An 18,949-nucleotide genomic window follows, 5' to 3' on the forward strand; every position below is an offset into this window, starting at 1 on the left:
GGGCTCCCCGGGGAAGCGGATCACCATGTCAACCACCAGCGCTGCGCGCGTCCTCGCTCCCGAGGCCTCCGCCCCCACTCCGACTGCGACGCCGAACCGTCCGCGTCGCGACCGCCGGGTCTGGCTCTACGTCCTCCCGGTGTCGGCCGTCTTCCTCTTCGTCTTCGTCGGCCCGCTGTTCTACACGGCGTGGACGGCCCTGCACGAGACGAACTACTACGCCATCGGCGAGTTCTCCGGGTTCTCCTCCTTCACGAAGCTCTTCTCGGACCCGAGCCTGCTCGGGCAGATCGGCACGACCCTCGTCTTCTCGCTCGGAGCGCTGGTCATCGCCCTCCCCGCGGGGCTGCTCTCGGCGATCGTGCTGAACAACCTGCACACGTTCAAGCGCTCCGTCCGGGCCCTGTTCCTGCTGCCGTGGCTGATGTCGCAGGCCACCGCGGGCACGATCTGGCTCTGGTTCCTCAACCCCAACTTCGGTCCGGCCTCGGCCATCACCACCTCGCTCGGGATGGGGCCGACCGACGTGTTCTCGTCGCCGACGAGCGCGCTCGTCGCCGTCACGCTGATCACCGCCTGGTGGTCCTACCCGCAGGCGATGCTCCTCTTTCTCGGAGCCCTGCAGACGATCCCCGAGGAGCTGCGCGAGAGCCTGAAGGTCGACGGCGGCGGAGTCTGGCAGGGGTTCGTCAACGTCACGCTCCCGTATCTGCGCAACACGATCGTCTCGGTCATCGTCGTCCTGCTGATGCTCTACGTGCAGATGGTCACGATCATCCTCGTCACCACCCGCGGCGGCCCCCTCGGAGCGACCGAGACCCTCTCGATGCGGGTCTACAACCAGACGTTCAACGAGTTCGACCTCTCCGGGGCGTCCGCGACCGCGATCCTCCTCTTCGCCGTCAACGTCGTGCTCACCCTCGTCGCCATCCGCTTCCGCCGGAAGGAAAGCCTGTGACCACCGCAACGCTCCGTCGCCGCAAGAAGGGCGACGCGCTCAAGGCGATCCCCGGGTGGATCTACATCCTGATCACCGCCCTGATCGTCCTGCCCCCGATCGCTTGGATCCTCTCGACCTCGCTCAAGGTCGAGGCCGACACGATCGTCTTCCCGCCGACCTGGATCCCCGATCCGATCTCCTTCGGCGGCTACGCCGGCCTCTTCACGTCGACGAACATCCGCTTCTTCATCAACTCGCTCGTCTACGCCGGCGGCTCGATCGTCCTGGCGCTCGTCATCTGCATCCCGGCCGCGTACGTCGCCACCCGGTTCCGCAGCCGCCGCATGGAGACCCTGATGACAGGGATCCTGGTGCTCTCGATGGTCCCGGCCATCGTGGTGTTCATCGCCCTCTACTCGATGTTCGTGCAGACCTCGCTGATCAACACCTACCCGATGCTGATCGTCGTCTACACGGCGATCATCTGCGGGCAGACGATCCTCTTCCTCCGCAACTTCATCGAGAACATCCCGGTCGAGATCGAGGAGGCCGCCGCGATCGACGGCTGCTCGCGCCTGCAGATCCTGATCCGGATCGTCCTGCCGCTGATCCGCCCCGGCATCGCCGCCATCGCGATCTTCATCTTCGTCTTCGTCTGGAACGACTTCCTCGTCGGAACCGTCCTGGCCACCACGGAGGACATGAAGACCGTGCAGAACGGCATCGTCCGCTACGTCACGACCGGCTTCGGCAACTTCTGGGGTCTGTTCTCCGCGTTCGTCGTCGTCGCCTTCCTCCCGGTCCTGGGCGTCTTCGCCGCCTTCCAACGCTGGTTCATCGCCGGCCTCACCTCCGGCGGGGTGAAGGGATGACCGCCCCGGTCCGCGTCGCGGTGATCGGAGCAGCGGGCTGGGCGGGCAGCCGCCACGTGCACGCCTTCCACGAGCTCGGCGCCGATCTGGTCGCCCTGATCGACCCCAGCCCCCTCGCCCTCGAGCTCGCCCGCGAGGTCGACGCCGAGGTCCTCGACTCCGCCGACTCCCTCGCCGTGGACGACGTCGACCTGGTCGTCGTCTCCCTGCCGACGAGCGCGCAGCCCGAGGTCGTCGCCGCGCTGCTGCAGCGCGGCTTCCGGGTGCTGACGGAGAAGCCGATCGGCTCCTCCGCCGCCAACGCCGCCGTGCTCGGCGAAATCGAGAGCATCGACGACGCGCTGATGGTCGGCTACACGCTGCACCACCACCCGATCGCACGGGCTCTCGCGGAGTGGGTGGCGACGGTGGAGGTCGTGAGCGTCAGTGTGCGCTCCGCAGCGCGCAAGCTCAGCCTCGACTCCTGGCGCACCGCGCCGGAGGAGGGCGGGGTCGCCGTCGTCAACGGGATCCACGCGCTCGAATACGTGTCCTCGCTCTTCCTCGGCGAGGTCGCCGTCCAGAGCTCCTACGCCGCCAGCGGGCTGCACGGCACCGCCGCCCCCGATTACGCCGCCGCGACCATGACGTTCGCCGACGGTCCGCTGTTCCGGCTCGAGACGTACTGGAACCCGTGGAACCACACCTCCGGCCTCAACCGGAACGACTGGTCGCTCGAGATCGACGTCGTCGCCCGAGAGGGCCGCCGGCTGTGGTCGAACTGGGCGCTGCACGAGTGGGACCGCGGTGGCTCGGAGTCGATCCGGCACGTTCCCGAGACCGACCTCTTCCTCGACCAGGCGCGGGCGGCGCTCGACTTCGCCCGGGGAGGCCGCCCGGTGGTCGGTTATCGTCAAGCACTCCGTGCAACCGATCTCGCCGATCGGCTCCTGACCGTAGGAAGCGAGCACTCATGACCCGCGCGCGCACCGTCGTCCTGTCCCCCTCCCACTGGCACGTGCCGCTCTACGCGGACCGCATCGCCGCGCGGCACGACGTGATCGCGATCAGCGAGAGCGACCCGGCCGCCGTCGACGGACTCGTCGAGCTCTGGGGGGCGCCGGTGTCCGCCTCGTGGCGGGACGTCCTCTCCGCGCACCCCGACGCGGACCTCGCCTACGTGTTCCTGCCGCACGACGAGATGCGCGAGGCGTGCCTCGCCCTGATCGCGCTGGGGATCCCGCTGGTCGTCGAGAAGCCGGCGGGAGTCTCGATCGCCGAGCTGACCGAGATCTGCGAGGCGGCCGAGCAGGCCGGCGTGCCTATCGCGGTCCCGCTGGTGCAGCGCGGCGGCCCGACCGAGCGCTGGCTCGACCGCGCGGGCAGCGCACTCTACGAGACGGCCCAGTTCATCGCCGGCCCGCCGGAGCGCTATCTGGTGAACGGCAGCCCGTGGATGGTCGACCCCGCCCGCGCCGGCGGCGGCTGCCTGGTGAACCTCGCCCCGCACTTCATCGACCTGTTCCTCCGCTCGTCCGGCGCGTCCTCCGTCGCCGTCACCGCGGCCCTCTCGCGCGCTCTGCACCGCAGCGACGTCGAGGACTTCGCAGCGCTCACTCTCACGACGACCGACGGCCGCGTCGCGGCGATCGAGGTCGGCTACGCCTTCCCCGCCTCCCCGCTGAAGCGGCACTGCGCCTTCCTCCGCATCGGCGAGGAGGGCACGGCCTCCGTCTGGTCCGACGGCAGCGCGTCCTTCACCGCCACCGACGGCTCGACCGAGAGCGGCAGGATCGACGTGGACAGCGATCCGCTGTACGGGCCGTTCGTGGACGCCGTCGCGGACGGACTCGCGGACGGCTGGCCGGACCTGCCGGGCATCCGCGATCTGGAGGCGACGATGACGGTCGTCTGGGACGCCTACGCATCCGCGACACGAGGGGGAGAACGATGACCACACCGAGCATCGAGGAGGTCGCCGCCGCGGCCGGAGTGCACAAGTCGACGGTCTCGCGGGCGTTCTCGCGGCCGGAGGCGGTCAAGCGCGAGACGCGCGAGCACGTCCTCCAGATCGCCGAGTCGATGGGCTACACGATGAGCCCGCTCGCGCAGGCGCTGCGCACCAAGACCAGCACCCTGGTGCCGCTGATCGTGCCGGACATCACCAACCCGTTCTTCGCCGAGCTCGCCAAGACGATGACCGCCGCCGCGGTCGAGCGCGGCTACCAGCTGGTGCTCTGCGTGACCGAGAACGACGCCGCGGCCACCGGCCGCTACCTGCACGCCATGCAGTCGATGTACGCGCCGTTCGGCGTGATCGCCCCCTCCACCCGCGTGGACCCGGAGGAGTTCGAGCCGTACGGCTTCGGCAGCCGCCTCGTCGTCATCGACCGGATCGAGACCGACCACCGCATCTCGACCGTCACGGTCGACAGTGCGAAGGGCATCGCGCTCGCGTTCGAGCACCTCGTCGCTCTCGGCCACACCTCGATCGCCTACGCGTCCGGCCTCGTCGGCACGCACACCGCGGAGGACCGGCGCCGGGCCTACCACTCCCTCGCCGTCCAGCACGGGACGGGTGCGATCGAGCTCGACGAGGGCATCGGCGCCGAGGCCGGTCAGCGCGCCGCCCAGCGGCTCGCCGAGATGCCGTCGCGACCGACGGCGGTCATCGCGGCGAACGACATGGTCGCGTTCGGTCTGATCAGCGAGTTCGGCAGCCGCGGGATCTCCGTGCCACACGACGTCTCCGTGGTCGGCTTCGACGGCCTCCCGCTCGGCGCCCGCAGCAACCCGCCCCTCACCTCCGTCCAGCAGCCCATCGCCGAGATGGGCCGGCTCGCCATCACGCTCGCCGAGCGCGCCGCGAAGAACGGGCACATCGACCACGTCGTGCTGCAACCGGAGCTCGTCGTCCGCGCCTCGACCGGAGCGGTCCGATGACGGGACGTCTGCTCCCCGGAATCCAGCACGTCGACCACGCCGCCTTCGGCGTCCCCGACCTCGACGAGGCCGTCGCCTTCTTCGTCGAGGTGCTCGGCGCCGAGGAGCTCTACCGCTCCCGCAGGGGTCCGGACGCCGAGTTCATGCCCTTGCACTTCGACGTCCCCGCGGACGCCGCACTCGAGCTCTCGATGCTGCGCCTGCCGCCGAACCTCAACATCGAGCTCTTCGAGTGGACGACGACCGACCAGCGTGCCGAGCACCCCCGGCTCAGCGACCGGGGCGCGCACCACCTCTGCCTCGTCGTCGACGACGTCGACGCCGCCGTCGAGCACCTCTCTCGCATCGACGGAGTGCGGATCCTCGGCGGCCGCAAGGAGGTCGGCGGCGACAGCCCCTCCGTCGCCGGCAACCGCTGGACCTACTTCCGGACCCCCTGGGGTCTGCACCTCGAACTCGTCGACCGCTCCCGGGTGAAGGACGCCCCGGACCTGGTCGGACCGGCGGACTGGATCCGCCCCTCAGAAAGGAACGCCTCCTCATGATCATCGCCGGACACACCCTCGGCACCCCCGAGCAGACCCTCCCCGAGGCGCTCGCGCTGTTCAAGACAGCAGGGCTCGACGCCGCCGAGGTCATCTACCAGAAGGACTACTCGGCCGCGATCGACCCGACCGACCCCCGCGCCGCGCAGGAGGCCGCGTCGATCGCCGACGGCGAGGGACTGCCGATCGTCGCCCTCACCCCGTACACGACGTCCATCAACAGCACCGACGACGCGAGCTGGCGCGCGGGCCTCGACGAGTTCCGCAGCTGCATCGACGCCGCGCAGACCGTCGGGGCGACCCGCGTCCGCGTCTACGCCGGCTCCTGGCAGCCCGGGAACACGGAGCACTCGGAGCACTGGGGCAGGCTGCGGACCGCCCTGGGCGTCCTCGCCGGCCACGCCGCCGACGCGGGCGTCGTCCTCGCCGTCGAGAACCACTTCGGCACCATGACCCAGACCGCCGCGGACACGGCCCGCCTCGTCCGCGAGATCGGATCCCCGGCCGTGCGCGTGCTCTACGACCAGGCGAACCTGACCTTCACGCACGACGAGAGCTGGCAGGAGGCGTTCGCCGTCCAGGGCGACCTCATCAGCCACGTGCACGTGAAGGACCTCGTCTTCAAGGACCCGAACGCCCGCTTCCGCGCCAGCGACACCGCCCGCGTCAAGGCGGAGGAGCGAGCCGTCAGCTCGCGCGTCGTCGGCGACGGTGTGGTGCCGTGGCGCGAGATCCTGCGCGAGCTCGCCGGGCGCGGCTACGACGACGTCCTCACCCTCGAGTACGAGTACCGCTGGCACCCGCAGGACCTCCCCGAACCCGCCGTCGGGTTCGCGGACGGCGCACGGGCCGTCCGCGAGATCCTCGCCGGCTCGGCGGTGGCCCCGTGACCGGCCCTGCGACCGGGGCCGTGCTCCGGATTGGCGTCGCGGGAGCGGGCAACATCGCGAGCATCGCCCAGCTCCCGACCCTCGTCGCCCGCGACGACGTCGAGCTCAGCGCCCTCGTCACGCGGCAGGCGGATCCGAGCGCCCTGCTGCGCCGCTGGGGGTTCCGCGCCGCGTACCCCACCGTCGAGGCGATGCTCGAGGCCGAGGACCTCGACGCCGTGTTCATCCTCACGCCCCGCTCCGAGCACGTCCGCGCGACGCGGCTCGCACTCGAGGCCGGCGTCGACGTCTTCTGCGAGAAGCCCCTCGCCACGAGCTCGGACGACGCCGTGGCGCTCGCCCGCCTCGCCGAGGACCGGGCTCGGATCCTGATGGTCGGCTTCAACCGCCGCTTCGCCCCCGTGTACGCGGCGGGGCGCGAGGCGTTCTCGGCGGCCGGCGCGACGTTCTGCGTCGCGCAGAAGAACCGGGCCGGCTCCGAGTACCGCGCGACCTTCGAGAACGCGATCCACATGGTCGACCTGCTGCGCTGGTACTGCGGGGGAGAGCCCGTCGAGGTGACGGCCTCCGCCGCCGGCGACGACCCCTGGCAGGAGGACGGCGTCAGCGCCCTCGTCCGCTTCGACAACGGCCACACCGGGGTCCTGATGGCCGCGCGCACCGCGGGCGGCTGGAGCGAGAAGCTCGACGCCTACGGCGACGACACCACGGCGGCGATCGTCGCTCCCGACCGCGTCTCGCTCACCAGGGACGGGACGACGACGGTCCGCGAGATGTCGCCCGAGGCGTTCGGCTGGGCCACCGCCACCGAGACCTTCGGCTTCGCCGGAGCGGTGCACCACTTCCTGGACCGCGTCCGCGACCGCCAGGAGCCGCTCACCTCGGGCGCCGAGGCCGCCAGGACGCAGCTGCTGCTCGACCGCATCCTCACCGCGGCCGGGCTCCCCACCCACGAGCAAGAAGGAAGGGAGTGGTCCAGCCATGCCAAGAAGTGACGACGAGACCCGACCCGTGACCGCCGCCGATCAGGTCGTCCTCGTGACCGGGGCGAACGGAGGCATCGGCGCCGCCATGCTGGCCGCCTACGTCGCGCAGGGCGCGACGGCGATCGGAGCCGACCGCGGCGACAGCGGCTCCCCGGACGCGGCCGGCTACTACCGCCTCGACGTCACCGACGAGACGGCGACGGCCGAGGTCGTCCGCGACGTCGTCGCCACCTACGGCCGCATCGACGTGCTCGTGCACGCGGCCGGAGTGCTGGGAGAGACGCCGGACCCGCTGCGTACCAGCACCGCCGAGTTCGAGCGCATCATGACCATCAACGCGACGGGCACCTTCACCATCGTCCGCGAGACCGCGAACGCGATGCTCGCGAGCGGGACGAAGGGGACGATGCTCCTCTTCTCCTCCGTCGCCGCGAAAGAGGGCCGCACCACCTACCTCCCCTACAACGCCAGCAAGATCGCCGTGCTGCACATCATGTGGTCGATGGCTCAGATCCTCGGCCCCTCCGGGATCTCGGTGAACGCCATCACTCCCGGCCCCGTCGAGACGAACATGTGGGCACAGCTCGCCGACGCCTCGGGCGACGCCGAGGACTCGGCGATGCGGGCGCGCGCCGCCCGCGCCGCGCAGCTGCCGATGCAGCGCTTCGCCCGCCCCGACGAGGTGGCGAACGCCGCGCTCTTCCTCACCGACCCCGCGAACCGCTACATCACCGGCGTCAGCCTCGACGTCGCCGGCGGCGCCCACCTCGGAATGGGCACCTAGACCGTCGCCTCCGGTCACCGCCGTCGGCACCGCGCCGACGGCGGTGATCGTCGCGCCCGCGCGCGCCCCCGCAGACCGCATACTCTCCCTGAAGGAGTTCGATGACGACCCCCCGCTCGACCACGTCCCCCGCGTCCGTCGAGGACGCCCGCGCCTCTCGGCGACGCTCCAAGAACCTCCTCGCCGGCACCGTCGGCCACTTCGTCGAGTGGTACGACTGGTACATCTACGGCCTCCTCGCCGCCGTGTTCTCCGGTCAGATCTTCCCCAGCGACTCGCCCTTCGCCTCCCTGATCGCCGCGCTCCTGACCTACGCGATCGGCTTCGTCGTGCGCCCCTTGAGCGGCATCATCATCTCGCCGCTCGCCGACAAGTACGGCCGCCGCCGCATCCTCACCCTCGCCATCTCGGGCATGGCACTCGGAGCGCTGATCATCGCCCTCACCCCGCCGTTCGAGACGGTCGGCTACCTCGCCCCGATCCTGTTCGTCATCGCCCGCGTGATGCAGGGGATCTCGGCCGGCAGCGAGCAGCAGAGCGCCATCGCGTTCATGGTCGAGCACGCACCGGCGAACCGTCGCGGGCTCTTCGGCTCCTTCTCGAACATGGCCAGTGGACTCGCGACCCTGTGCGCGACCGGCGCCGCGGCGATCGTCACCTCCGCCTTCGCCCCCGACGATCTGGCCTCCTGGGGCTGGCGGATCCCGTTCCTGATCGGCGGGCTCTTCGGCATCGTCGGCCTCGTGATGCGCGCCCGCTCGGACGAGTCACCCGAGTTCGAGGCCGTCGAGACCGACCAGCGGTCCGCGCTGGCGGCGCTCAAGGACCTCCTGCGCAACCACCGCAAGCCGCTCCTGCAGACCGCAGCGCTCTCCGCCCCGGCCGTGGCCTATTACACGTGGGCGACCTTCCTGCCCACCTACGCGAACCTGACCACCGGACGAGCGCTGTCCGAGACGCTCGCCGGCAGCGTCATCGGCCTCGTGCTGCTCGTGATCATCGTCCCCGTCTGCGGCTACCTCTCGGACCGCCTCGGACGCCGGCGGATCTTCCCCATCGTCGGTGCGATCGGCATGATCGTCCTGTTCTTCCCCCTGCTCCTGCTCCTCGAGCAGCCCGGCTTCGGCGTCTACATCCTCGTCGCCGCCTCCGGCTGGGTCGTGCTCGGCATCTGGCAGTCGGTCTATCCGACGATCCAGGCCGAGCTCTTCCCCGCCGCGGTCCGCGTCTCGGGGATCGGCTTCGCCCACCAGATCGTCATCGCCGTCTTCGGTGGCACCGCACCGCTCATCGCCACGGCGCTGGTCGGAGCCGGCCAGCCTCTGCTCGTCGCCGTCTACATGATCGTGATCGTCGCGATCTCGCTCGCGGTGTACTTCACCCTGCCGGAGACGGGCACAAGGCCCGCTACCGAGGAACGGTACTCAGCGAAGCGCTGATAGCGCGCTGTCGCCTGCCCGCTCCGAAGGGTTCGATCGCGCGTCGGCCGTCCTCAAGGAGGTGTATTCGAGTGATCGAGACCCGTGGGATGTGATGTCGTCATCCTCGTGAGCATCGGCTCGAACTCTCCCCGCTGTCGGTGGGAGTGATGCCCCTGTGGTCATCCGGTGACTTCTTTGTGACGGGGGAGGAACAGGGCGAGCACGAGGGCGATGACGGCCATGACGGCGCCGACCGTGAACGCGGCGCGGGCGCCGGCGGCGATATCTGCGGGGTCGGTGCCGCCGGCGGTCGCGCTGAGGACTCCGATGAGGGCGGCGAGGCCTGCGGCACCGCCGAGCTGCTGGATGGTGTTGAGTGCGGCGCTGCCGTGTCCGGTGAGATGGCTGGGAAGCGAGCCGAGCGACATGGTGAAGATGGCGACCCAGGCGAACGCCTGTCCGGCGGAGATGATGACGAAGACGGCAAGGATCACCCAGACGGAGGTGTCTTCGGTGAAGGTCGTCATGAACCACCATCCGGCGGTGAGGACAGCGATTCCGGGTATCGCGAGGCCTCGGGCGCCGAGGCGGTCGTAGTACCGGCCAACCAGGACCGACACGATGCCGATCGTCGCGCCGCCGGGAACCATGAGCAGCCCGGTCTCCAGCGAGCCGAGCCCGAGGGACTGCTGGAGCATGAGGGGGAGGACGGTGACGAGGCTGAACGCGCCCATCACGAGGAAGACGAACACAATGACGGGCCGGATGAAGGAGGCGTGGGTAAAGATCCGCATGTCGAGGACGGCGGCGCCGCGGCGCTGCAGGCGGAGCTGGCGCCAGACGAAGGCTGCGATGCCGAGCACGCCCAGCGGGAGCGCGATCCAGGTCGCTGCGGCGATGTGCCCGCCGCCTTCACCGGCGCTGGCGAGGCCGTAGACCAGGGCGCCGAATCCGATCGCGGAGAGCACCAGGGACAGGGTGTCGAAGCTGACGCGTCGGGGCGTGGTGAGGTTGGGCATCTTGACCGCTCCGATGACCAGACCCAGGACCGACAGCGGCAGGATGATGATGAACAGCCACCTCCAGCCCAGCTGAGACATCACCAGGCCGGAGAACGCCGGGCCGACCGCCGGCGCGACGGCTGTCACCGCGGTGACGAGGGCCATCATCTGTCCACGGCGAGACGGGGCGACCAGACCGATCGACGTCGTCATCAACAGCGGGACCAGGACCGCCGTGCCCACGGCCTGGACGATGCGCCCAGTGAGGAGGAGCTCGAACCCCGGGGCGATCGCGGCGATCGCGGTGCCGAGGGTGAACATGCCCACGCTGGCGATGAAGATCGTCCGCAGCTGAAACCGAGCCATGACGTACCCGGTGGTGGGGATGATCACCGCGAGGGTGAGGGCATATCCGGTGGTGAGCCACTGCCCGGTCGTCGCCGTGATGTCGAGGTCGGCCATGACCTGCGGCAGCGCCACCCCCATCACCATCTCGGACAGGAACGCCACGAACGCCGAGAACACCAGGACCGAGATCGTCAGGACCTCACCGGGCGAGAGCCGCTTGTCTGCTCCCGGGGTCACCTTGTCGGGGACGACCCTGATGGAGTCGGTGTCGGGGGTGAAGTGGACGTCAGTGGTCATAGCTGCTGGCTCCGAGGCTCGTGCGAATGAACAGCCCCGGCGACGTTCTAGGAACACCACCCGAGCAGAGCACTGCGACGTCGAAGAGCTCGCCACCCAGTCTCAACATTCTCACTAGTGAGAAGGTCAAGTCTTCTTTCGACCAGAAATGCCCGTTCAACTCGCCTTGCTCGTCGGGATCTGGAGGCCGGCGAGCTCGAGAGCCTGGAGATAGCTGCTGAGCGCGTCCCGGTTCTGAGTCAGGAAGGCGATCTTCTCGTTCATCCGATCGCGTTCGGTCTCGAGCAGTTCGTAGAGAGCGGGGTCGGCGTTCTCAACAACGATCGTCTGGGGCTGCCCGAGGCAGGGGAGAATGTTGGTGACGATCCGGGTGGGGACGCCCGCGTCGATCAAGCCCCTGATCTTGCGGACCCGGTCAATGAGGTAGTCGTCGTACTCCCGGTACCCGTTGTCGAGTCTCCTCGGGGTGATCAGGTTCTGCTCTTCGTAGTACCGGAGCATCCGAGGCGCGACGCCCGTCCGCTTGGACAGTTCACCGATGCGCAAGAGTCCTCCTCGGGCTTGACCTTCACACTAATGGCAATGTTCATGCTAGTGGCATGTCTGTCGCACGAGAAGAAGAACACCTCACGATCGGGATCATCGGTGCCGGGTCCATCGGCTCCACCATCGCACGTCGCCTCAGCCGTCGAGGACACGACGTCCTCATCGCGAACTCGCGCGGTCCCGAGACCATCGATGACGCAGCCCTGCGCACGGGAGCTCGGGCCCTGACGGCCGCCGACGCCGCTCAGGGCGTGGACGTCCTGATCGTGTCGGTGCCGATGAATCGCAACGCCGACATCGCCGAGTACGTCCGATCGGCGCCGGAAGGAGCGGTCGTCATCGACACCTCCAACTACTACCCGATGCGCGACGGCTCGGTGCGGGAGTTCGAAGACGGTGTCCCCGAGAGCGTGTGGCTGTCTGGGTTGTTCGGCCGTCCTGTCGCGAAGGCGTGGAACGCCATCACGTCGCAGTCCTTCGACGCGAAGGCCACGGAGCCCGGTGATCCTGCTCGCGTGGCCGTCCCCGTGGCGGCCGACCGCGACGAGGATCGCGCCGTCGCCATGCGGCTCGTCGAGGACACCGGCTTCGACGCCGTCGACGCGGGTGTCCTCGCGGAGTCGTGGCGCCAACAGCCCGGCGCACCCGTCTACTGCACCGACCGCACGCGCGACGAGATGCCGAAGTGGCTGGCCGCCGCCCAGAAGGAGCGCGTTCCTCAGCGCCGCGACCTCGCCATGGACGTCATCGGGCAGTACGCCCGCTCAGGAGCCAGGATCGACGGCCCCTTCCTCGTCGCGCTGAACCGCGCCTGCTACAGCTGACGTCCCTCGTCCGACCTCGACCGAACACTCCCGAGAAGCTAGAACGGAACACACGTGACCACCCCCAACCTGCCCTTGGCGACGACCTCATCGCCCGGTGATCCACGAGCTGACGACGTGCAGCCGCCGAAGACGACATCGTGGATCGGAGTCGTCTCGCTGAGCGTGGGCGTCTTCGCCCTCGTCATGGCAGAGTTCCTGCCCGCGAGCCTGCTGTCCCCGATGGCCGGGGAACTCGGCGTCACGGAAGGAGTGGCCGGGCAATCCGTCAGCATCACCGCCGTGATCGCCGCGGTCGCGGGGCTACTCGTACCCGTCCTGTTCTCTCGCGTCGATCGACGACACCTGATGATCGCCCTCTCGATCGTCGCGGCCCTCTCGAACATCCTCGTCGCCCTCGCTCCGAACTACCCCGTGCTCCTTCTGGCACGAGTGCTCCTCGGGATCGCCATCGGCGGCTTCTGGTCGCTGTCCATCTCCTTGACCTCCCGGCTCGTCCCGGCAGCGAAACTCGGCCTCGGGTTGACCGTCGTCCAGGTCGGGGTCTCCCTGGCGACCGTCGCAGCGGTCCCGTTAGGCACCTTCCTCGGCGAGCTGTGGGGCTGGCGAGCCGTTTTCTTCCTCGCAGCCGCCGTCGGGATCATCGCCATGGCCCTGCAGTTCGTCGCCCTTCCCTCGATCCGAAGCGCCCAGTCGGCCGGATTCCGTCCGCTGTTCCAGACCTTGCGGTCCCGCCTCATCGTGCTGGGCATGACGGCCACAGCCCTCATGGGTGCCGGCCACTTCGCCGGCTTCACCTACATCCGACCCGCAGCGACGCAGATCGGCGGCCTCACCCCCGAGCAGCTCGCCCTGCTGCTGCTCGCCTACGGCATCGGCATCGTGCTGGGCAATCTGGTCGCGGGCCCGCTGGCCGACCGGTCGCTTCACCTCGCCGTGTTCATCATCCCGTTCGTGCTCGGCGCGGCCATGATCCTGTTCGCGGCACTGGATGCGGGGGCCCCAGGGATCTTCACGACCGTCGTGCTCTGGGGAGCGGGCTTCGGCGCTCTGCCCGTCGTCGTCTCCACCTGGCTGGCACGCGCCGAGCCCGAACGGCTGGAGAGCGTGGGCGGCCTGCAGACCGCCGTGTTCCAACTCGCGGTGGCTCTCGGCGCCCTTGTCGGCGGAGTCCTCGTCGACGGCGCCGGAGTGCAAACGGCCCTGATCGCAGGCGGCATCGCCGTCCTCGTGGGCAGCGTCCTCATCGTCCTCGTCAAGCCGCGAGCGCTCGCATGACCGGGCGCGACGTCCTCCTCGGGATGACCCTGACGGACGGATACGGCAACCTCCACGGCGCTTGGCGCGCACCGGGCACCGACCCGGGTGCCTACGCCGACATCGACGTGAGCATCCGGTACGCGCAAGCGGCGGAGCGAGGCCTGTTCGCCTTCCTCTTCACGCCCGACTTCCCGGCCGTGCGCGGGGACCTCGAGCACTCGACGATCAGCAACGTCCTCGATCCGATCGTCTCGCTCACCGCCATCGCGCGCGCGACCGAGCGGATCGGCTTCGTCGCGACCGGGTCGACCACGTTCCAGGAGCCGTTCAACCTCGCCCGGCAGTTCAAGGCGCTCGATGTGATCAGCCACGGCAGGGCCGGCTGGAACGCCGTGACGACGAGCGACCCGGCGGTCGCGGCGAACTACGGCCGGCCGGTCGCGGAGCGCAACGAGCGGTACGAGCGCGCGCACGAGGCTATCCAGATCACCCAGGCTCTCTGGGGGAGCTGGGAGCAGGACGCCTGGATCAAGGACCAGCCCGGGAATCGCTTCATCGACCCGGCCAAGCTGCGGCCGATCAATCTGCAGGGGCAGCACGTCGCCTCCCGCGGGCCGCTCGCGATCCCGCCGTCCGAGCAGGGCCAGCCCGTGGTGTTCACCTCGGGCGGCCCGAGCCCGCACCTGCTGTCGATCGCCGGACGCTACGCCAGCGGCTTCATCGCCGAGGTCTGGACCATCGAGGAGGCGCGCGCGCAGCGGGAGATCGTGCGTCGAGCCGCTCGGGACGCCGGCCGCGACCCTGACGAGGTCAAGTACTTCGCGGGACTGATGACGACCGTCACGCCGACCGTACGCGAGGGGCTCGATCGGCGGATCGCCCTGGCCGGCGACGTGATCGAGGCGCGCCTGTCGCACCTCGGCGCGATGATCGGCGTGCCGCTCTCGCCCGACCAGATCGACGAGCCGCTGTCCGAACGCGAGCTCGCGGCGGCCCGGCCGTCTCCGGCCGATCCGCGCTCCGGCATCGCCCTCGACGTCGCACGGCAGGGCTGGTCCCCGCGCGACGTCCTGGCACACGGCGTGATCGACTTCCACCCGACCGTCGTCGGTCCCGGCGCCCTGCACGCCGACCACATCCAGGAGTGGCTGGAGGCCGGCGCGGTCGACGGCTTCTGGATCTCGCCCGACGTGTACGAGGACGGCGTCGACGCGTTCGTCGACGAGGTCGTCCCCCTCCTCCAGCAGCGCGGGCTCTACCCGACGGAGTATCCCGGCGCCACGCTGCGGGAGAACCTCGGCGTCCCTGCCCAGTACGGGATCGACCCGCGCCTCTCCTCCTGATCGCAGACCCCCCCCATTACGCCTCTCCTCCACCCCCCCCGACGAACGGACTTCTGCACGTGCCTTCCCTCTTCTCCCCCCTCACCGCCGGCGACCTCTCACTGGCCAACCGGATCGTCATGGCGCCCCTGACCCGCAGCCGCGCTGCCGCCGACGGCGTCCCGAACCAGCACATGGTCGAGCACTACGCCCAGCGCGCGAGCGTCGGCCTCATCATCAGCGAGGGCACCTTCCCGAGCCTCGCCGGGAAGGCCTTCGACGGCCAGCCCGGCCTCGTCACCGACGAGCAGCTCGCCGGCTGGCGCAGCGTCACCGACGCGGTGCACGCCGGCGGAGGGCTGATCGTCGCCCAGGTCATGCACGGCGGGCGCGCCGGTCACTCGGCCGTCTCCGGGCTCCCCGTGGAGGCGCCGAGCGCGCTCGCGATCGACGGCGAGACCCGCGCGGGTGGGACGAAGGTCGCCTACGAGGTCCCCCGCGCCCTCACCGCGGACGAGCTGCCCGGCGTCGTCGAGGACTTCGTCCGCGGCTCGCAGAACGCGATCGACGCCGGCTTCGACGGCGTGGAGCTGCACGCCGCCAACGGCTACCTGCTGCACGAGTTCCTCGGTGCCACCTCCAACATCCGCACCGATGCCTACGGCGGAAGCCCCGAGAACCGCATCCGCTTCGTCGTCGAGGTCGCCCGGGCCGTCGTCGCGCAGATCGGAGCCGGCCGTGTCGGGATCCGCATCTCGCCCGAGCGGAACATCCAGGACCTGATCGAGGACGACCCGGCCGACGTCGAGGCCGTCTACGGCGGCCTGATGGACGCCCTCGCCCCGCTCGGCCTGGCCTTCGTCAGCGTGCTGCACCCCGAGCCGGCCGGCGCCCTGGTGCAGGGGCTCCGTTCCCGCTTCGGCGGGCCGTTCCTCGTGAACACCGGCTTCGCCGAGCCGACCACGCGCGACGAGGCGATCGGCATGATGGCGGACGATCTGGCGGACGCGATCGTCGTCGGCCGGGCCGTCATCGCGAACCCCGATCTCGTCCGCCGCTGGAGCGAGGGACTCGCCGAGAACGTGGTCGACTTCACGACGCTCTACGACCAGGGATCGGTCGGGTACACCGACTACCCGACGTACGACGAGACCCGGACGCCGGCCCGCTCGGCCAACTGAACTCCGACCCGACGACTCTTGACACTGCTGTGAACCGAGTGAAGGACACCATGAACACCTCCGCACAGACCGACCCGGTGAGCCCCCTGGTGCTCGTTCTCGGGACCACCGGCCTGGTCGGCTCCCTCATCGCCGACGAGTTCGATCGCGAGCCCGGAGGCGTCCGGGTCCGCTACGCCGCTCGCAGGGCCGAGCAGGTGGAGGAGCTGCGCACCGCCGGACGGGACGCGGTCCGCCTCGATCTCGACGACCCGAGCACCTTCGCCCACGCCCTGCACGGCGTGGACCGCGTCTACCTCCTGACCGGCTACACGGTCGCCATGCTCGCCCAGAGCAAGACGCTCGTCGACGCCGCCGTGAAGGCGGGAGTGAGCCACGTCGTGCACCAGGGCGTGTTCGCGAACTGGGACGTCACCGATCCGCACTTCGTCTGGCACCAGATGATCGAGCGCTACATCGAGGGCAGCGGCCTGCAGTGGACGCACCTGCACCCCAACGTCTTCATGGACGGCCTGGCGTCGATGATCACCGCCGGCGACGACACGCTCTCGGTCTTCTGGGGCGACCGCCGCGTCGGCTGGATCGCCGCCCGCGACATCGCCGCCGTCGCCGCGACGGTCCTGCGGCAGGGTCCCTCCCGGCACAGCGGCAAGGAGTACTGGCTCTCCACCGAGGTCGCCTCCGGGCCCGAGGTAGCCGCCGTCTTCTCCGAGGTCCTCGACCGGGAGATCCGCTGCGACCTGCGCGGCCCGGACGACTTCCTCGCGTCGCTCGCCGCCCGCGGCGCGACCGTCGAGTCCTGGTACGCGGAGGCCGGCGTGGAGTTCAACCGGCAGGTCCTCGACGGACGGATGGGCTACATCGGCACGGTCCGCGACGACGTCCAGTTCGTCACCGGACGCCCCTCCACCTCGCTGCGGGAGTGGGCGACCGAGAACCGCGAGCGGATGACGCCGAGCGCCTCCGAGTAGCACCCCGGGGTCGCCTACGCTGACGGGATGCCCCAGGTCGCGTTGCGTGGACGACCACCCGCGTCCTCGCGGTCGGCGGTCGCCGAGGTCGCCGTCGAGCTGTTCTTCGAGCACGGCTACTCGGGGACGACCGTCGCGATGATCGCCGAGGGTGCGGGGATCAGCAAGACCAGTTTCTTCCGCTACTTCTCCTCGAAGGCGGAGATCGTCTGGACCGACTTCGACGCCCACACCGACCGCCTCCGCGCCCGCCTCGCTGAGGGCGGCTCGGCGGGCCTGACCACTGTCCGGCTCGCCGTCGTCGACAATCTCCGCGCGGACCTGGACTCCGGGGGAGTGTCCCTCCGGCGCTTCGAGCTGCTCGACACCTCGCCGGAGCTCCGCTCCGAGGAGTCCGTCCGCTGGTCGGCGTGGGCGGAGATCGTGACCGAGCACCTGCGGCTGTCCTCCGGTCGCGAGCACCCGACGCCCGCGCAGGCGGCGGTCGGCTCCGCGATGCAGGCGACGATGCTGGCCGTCCTCCGGGACGGGGTGCGCGATCCCGTCGCCCCCGAAGCGCTCCTGGCGCGGCTCGACGCCGAGCTGCTGCGCCTGTGCGAGGCCGTGGAGTCCCTGCTCGTCGACTGAGGTCCGTGGCATCTCAGCCCCTTTTCGGCACCGAGCCCCGTAAAGTGGAAGCGGCTCGACGAGCCGGTCGTGCATCCGCGCGATCCCACTGATGACGACCAGGAACCGGCCGACGCGACCACGCCGTCCGACCGGCAACGGCGCCGAAAGGAACACCCTCATGAAGGCATGGCAGTTCGTCGACAACGACAAGCCCCTCACCCTCAATGACGTCCCGGAGCCCACGCCCGGACCCGACGACGTCGTCATCGACGTCAAGGCGGCGGGCCTGTGCCACAGCGACGTCGGCTACCTCGACGGCACGCTCTCCCCGATCCTCGCGTTCCGTCCGATCACTCTCGGCCACGAGATCGCCGGCATCGTCTCCGCCGTCGGGGAGAACGTCGGCACGTTCGCGGTCGGCGACCGCGTCGTCGTCCCCGCGAAGGTCGAGGGAGCAGGCACCACCCTCGACGGCGGGTTCGCCGCGAAGGTCGCCACGCCGGCCGCCTTCGTCGTCGCGCTCCCGGACGGCGTCGACTGGGATCAGGCCGCGGCCGCCACCGACGCGGGCATGACCTCGTACCACGCGGTGATCACCCGCGGAGGAGTCACAACAGGCACGAAGGTCGGCGTCATCGGCTTCGGCGGACTCGGGTCGCTCGGCGCGCAGGCCGCCCTGGCCGTCGGAGCCGAGGTGTATGTGGCCGAGAAGAACGAGGCGGTTCACGACTTCGCCCGCAGCCTCGGCGTCGCCGGAGTCTCCACCGACATCGCCGACTTCGCCGATCAGGGTCTCGACGTGATCATCGACTACGCCGGCTTCGGCACGACCACCGCCGGCGCGATCCTCGCGGTGAAGCCCGGCGGGCGCGTCGTCCAGGTCGGCCTGGGCGTCGCGGAGGGCACGATCCCTCTCCTGCAGCTGGTCCTCAAGGGCGTCGACCTCCTCGGGTCCGTGGCCGGCACGAACGAGGACTGCGCCGCCGTCCTCGACCTCGTCGCCGAAGGCAAGCTCAGCTCCCGCGTGACGCACGTCACGTTCGACGAGATCGCGGACGGGCTCGGGCGGCTCGAGCGCGGAGAGGTCGTCGGCAGGCTCGTCGCGATGCTCTGAGCGGTCGACGATCTCGAGACGACACGCCTGCTGCGCGGGCTATTCGATCAGCAGGGACAGCGGCCCGCCCGCGGCCACCTCCTGCTGGTCGAGCAGCCCCGGAAGGGCGTTTCGAG

General features: G+C 70.0%; 18 protein-coding genes and 1 pseudogene. 17 read left to right on the forward strand and 2 right to left on the reverse strand.

What is annotated here, in order from left to right:
• Positions 1–25: 25 nt before the first annotated feature.
• From EDF36_RS07560 to EDF36_RS07605, 10 genes are all read left to right on the forward strand, one after another.
• On the forward strand, positions 26–958 hold the full coding sequence (locus EDF36_RS07560; RefSeq protein ID WP_123732535.1) for a carbohydrate ABC transporter permease: 933 nt from the start codon (positions 26–28) through the stop codon (positions 956–958).
• Complete coding sequence (locus tag EDF36_RS07565; RefSeq protein ID WP_123732536.1) at positions 955–1,812, forward strand: carbohydrate ABC transporter permease; 858 nt, start codon at positions 955–957, stop codon at positions 1,810–1,812. The genes EDF36_RS07560 and EDF36_RS07565 overlap by 4 nt, the downstream gene beginning before the upstream one ends.
• Complete coding sequence (locus EDF36_RS07570; RefSeq protein ID WP_123732537.1) at positions 1,809–2,768, forward strand: Gfo/Idh/MocA family protein; 960 nt, start codon at positions 1,809–1,811, stop codon at positions 2,766–2,768. Before EDF36_RS07565 ends, EDF36_RS07570 begins: the two co-directional genes overlap by 4 nt.
• Positions 2,765–3,745 (forward strand): Gfo/Idh/MocA family protein, encoded by a 981-nt coding sequence (locus tag EDF36_RS07575; RefSeq protein WP_123732538.1) that lies wholly within the window; start codon positions 2,765–2,767, stop codon positions 3,743–3,745. The genes EDF36_RS07570 and EDF36_RS07575 overlap by 4 nt, the downstream gene beginning before the upstream one ends.
• Positions 3,742–4,734 carry a LacI family DNA-binding transcriptional regulator gene (locus EDF36_RS07580; protein ID WP_123732539.1) on the forward strand — a complete coding sequence of 331 codons (993 nt, stop codon included), beginning with the start codon at positions 3,742–3,744 and terminating at the stop codon, positions 4,732–4,734. The genes EDF36_RS07575 and EDF36_RS07580 overlap by 4 nt, the downstream gene beginning before the upstream one ends.
• Positions 4,731–5,279: a VOC family protein gene (locus EDF36_RS07585; RefSeq protein WP_123732540.1), complete on the forward strand. Its 549-nt coding sequence runs from the start codon at positions 4,731–4,733 to the stop codon at positions 5,277–5,279. Before EDF36_RS07580 ends, EDF36_RS07585 begins: the two co-directional genes overlap by 4 nt.
• The gene (locus EDF36_RS07590; protein ID WP_123732541.1) at positions 5,276–6,169 is read left to right on the forward strand and encodes a sugar phosphate isomerase/epimerase; all 894 of its coding nucleotides are present in this window, start codon (positions 5,276–5,278) and stop codon (positions 6,167–6,169) included. The genes EDF36_RS07585 and EDF36_RS07590 overlap by 4 nt, the downstream gene beginning before the upstream one ends.
• Positions 6,166–7,164: a Gfo/Idh/MocA family protein gene (locus tag EDF36_RS07595; RefSeq protein WP_221181620.1), complete on the forward strand. Its 999-nt coding sequence runs from the start codon at positions 6,166–6,168 to the stop codon at positions 7,162–7,164. Before EDF36_RS07590 ends, EDF36_RS07595 begins: the two co-directional genes overlap by 4 nt.
• Before the next feature lie 16 nt (positions 7,165–7,180).
• Entirely contained in the window at positions 7,181–7,939 is a 759-nt protein-coding gene (locus tag EDF36_RS07600) for an SDR family NAD(P)-dependent oxidoreductase (RefSeq protein ID WP_123732542.1), read from the forward strand.
• A 101-nt stretch (positions 7,940–8,040) separates the two neighbouring features.
• On the forward strand, positions 8,041–9,378 hold the full coding sequence (locus tag EDF36_RS07605; protein ID WP_123732543.1) for an MFS transporter: 1,338 nt from the start codon (positions 8,041–8,043) through the stop codon (positions 9,376–9,378).
• A gap of 161 nt (positions 9,379–9,539) precedes the next feature.
• Here EDF36_RS07605 and EDF36_RS07610 read toward each other — a convergent pair whose 3' ends face one another.
• Both EDF36_RS07610 and EDF36_RS07615 read right to left on the reverse strand, forming a co-directional pair.
• Positions 9,540–11,006, reverse strand: coding sequence for a DHA2 family efflux MFS transporter permease subunit (locus EDF36_RS07610; protein WP_123732544.1), 1,467 nt, complete (start codon positions 11,004–11,006; stop codon positions 9,540–9,542).
• A 156-nt stretch (positions 11,007–11,162) separates the two neighbouring features.
• A complete protein-coding gene (locus EDF36_RS07615) occupies positions 11,163–11,552 on the reverse strand; it encodes a MerR family transcriptional regulator (RefSeq protein WP_123732545.1) in 390 nt (129 codons plus the stop codon).
• 47 nt (positions 11,553–11,599) lie between these two features.
• On the opposite strand from EDF36_RS07615, the pseudogene EDF36_RS07620 reads away from it, so the two are divergent.
• The 7 genes and pseudogenes from EDF36_RS07620 to EDF36_RS07650 all read left to right on the forward strand — a co-directional run.
• A pseudogene (locus tag EDF36_RS07620) lies at positions 11,600–12,376 on the forward strand (NADPH-dependent F420 reductase); the annotation flags it as partial.
• 117 nt (positions 12,377–12,493) lie between these two features.
• Positions 12,494–13,654 (forward strand): MFS transporter, encoded by a 1,161-nt coding sequence (locus EDF36_RS07625; RefSeq protein ID WP_123732547.1) that lies wholly within the window; start codon positions 12,494–12,496, stop codon positions 13,652–13,654.
• Positions 13,651–14,979 (forward strand): NtaA/DmoA family FMN-dependent monooxygenase, encoded by a 1,329-nt coding sequence (locus EDF36_RS07630; RefSeq protein ID WP_123732548.1) that lies wholly within the window; start codon positions 13,651–13,653, stop codon positions 14,977–14,979. Before EDF36_RS07625 ends, EDF36_RS07630 begins: the two co-directional genes overlap by 4 nt.
• Before the next feature lie 119 nt (positions 14,980–15,098).
• Entirely contained in the window at positions 15,099–16,139 is a 1,041-nt protein-coding gene (locus EDF36_RS07635; protein ID WP_397459895.1) for an alkene reductase, read from the forward strand.
• A 50-nt stretch (positions 16,140–16,189) separates the two neighbouring features.
• Positions 16,190–17,110: an NmrA family NAD(P)-binding protein gene (locus EDF36_RS07640; protein WP_123732550.1), complete on the forward strand. Its 921-nt coding sequence runs from the start codon at positions 16,190–16,192 to the stop codon at positions 17,108–17,110.
• A 27-nt stretch (positions 17,111–17,137) separates the two neighbouring features.
• On the forward strand, positions 17,138–17,737 hold the full coding sequence (locus EDF36_RS07645) for a TetR family transcriptional regulator (RefSeq protein WP_123732551.1): 600 nt from the start codon (positions 17,138–17,140) through the stop codon (positions 17,735–17,737).
• Positions 17,738–17,897: 160 nt separating this feature from the next.
• Positions 17,898–18,833 (forward strand): zinc-binding dehydrogenase, encoded by a 936-nt coding sequence (locus EDF36_RS07650; RefSeq protein WP_123732552.1) that lies wholly within the window; start codon positions 17,898–17,900, stop codon positions 18,831–18,833.
• Positions 18,834–18,949: the final 116 nt, after the last annotated feature.

The organism is Rathayibacter sp. PhB152 (assembly GCF_003751395.1).
In the GTDB taxonomy this organism is placed as follows: Bacteria; Actinomycetota; Actinomycetes; order Actinomycetales; family Microbacteriaceae; genus Rathayibacter; species Rathayibacter festucae.

Coding starts and splice junctions, on each gene's coding strand:
- EDF36_RS07560 (WP_123732535.1), top strand. CDS start 26: ATGTCAACCACCAGCGCTGCGCGCGTCCTCGCTCCCGAGGCCTCCGCC.
- EDF36_RS07570 (WP_123732537.1), top strand. CDS start 1,809: ATGACCGCCCCGGTCCGCGTCGCGGTGATCGGAGCAGCGGGCTGGGCG.
- EDF36_RS07575 (WP_123732538.1), top strand. CDS start 2,765: ATGACCCGCGCGCGCACCGTCGTCCTGTCCCCCTCCCACTGGCACGTG.
- EDF36_RS07580 (WP_123732539.1), top strand. CDS start 3,742: ATGACCACACCGAGCATCGAGGAGGTCGCCGCCGCGGCCGGAGTGCAC.
- EDF36_RS07585 (WP_123732540.1), top strand. CDS start 4,731: ATGACGGGACGTCTGCTCCCCGGAATCCAGCACGTCGACCACGCCGCC.
- EDF36_RS07590 (WP_123732541.1), top strand. CDS start 5,276: ATGATCATCGCCGGACACACCCTCGGCACCCCCGAGCAGACCCTCCCC.
- EDF36_RS07605 (WP_123732543.1), top strand. CDS start 8,041: ATGACGACCCCCCGCTCGACCACGTCCCCCGCGTCCGTCGAGGACGCC.
- EDF36_RS07610 (WP_123732544.1), bottom strand. CDS start 11,006: ATGACCACTGACGTCCACTTCACCCCCGACACCGACTCCATCAGGGTC.
- EDF36_RS07630 (WP_123732548.1), top strand. CDS start 13,651: ATGACCGGGCGCGACGTCCTCCTCGGGATGACCCTGACGGACGGATAC.
- EDF36_RS07635 (WP_397459895.1), top strand. CDS start 15,099: ATGGCGCCCCTGACCCGCAGCCGCGCTGCCGCCGACGGCGTCCCGAAC.
- EDF36_RS07640 (WP_123732550.1), top strand. CDS start 16,190: ATGAACACCTCCGCACAGACCGACCCGGTGAGCCCCCTGGTGCTCGTT.
- EDF36_RS07645 (WP_123732551.1), top strand. CDS start 17,138: ATGCCCCAGGTCGCGTTGCGTGGACGACCACCCGCGTCCTCGCGGTCG.
- EDF36_RS07650 (WP_123732552.1), top strand. CDS start 17,898: ATGAAGGCATGGCAGTTCGTCGACAACGACAAGCCCCTCACCCTCAAT.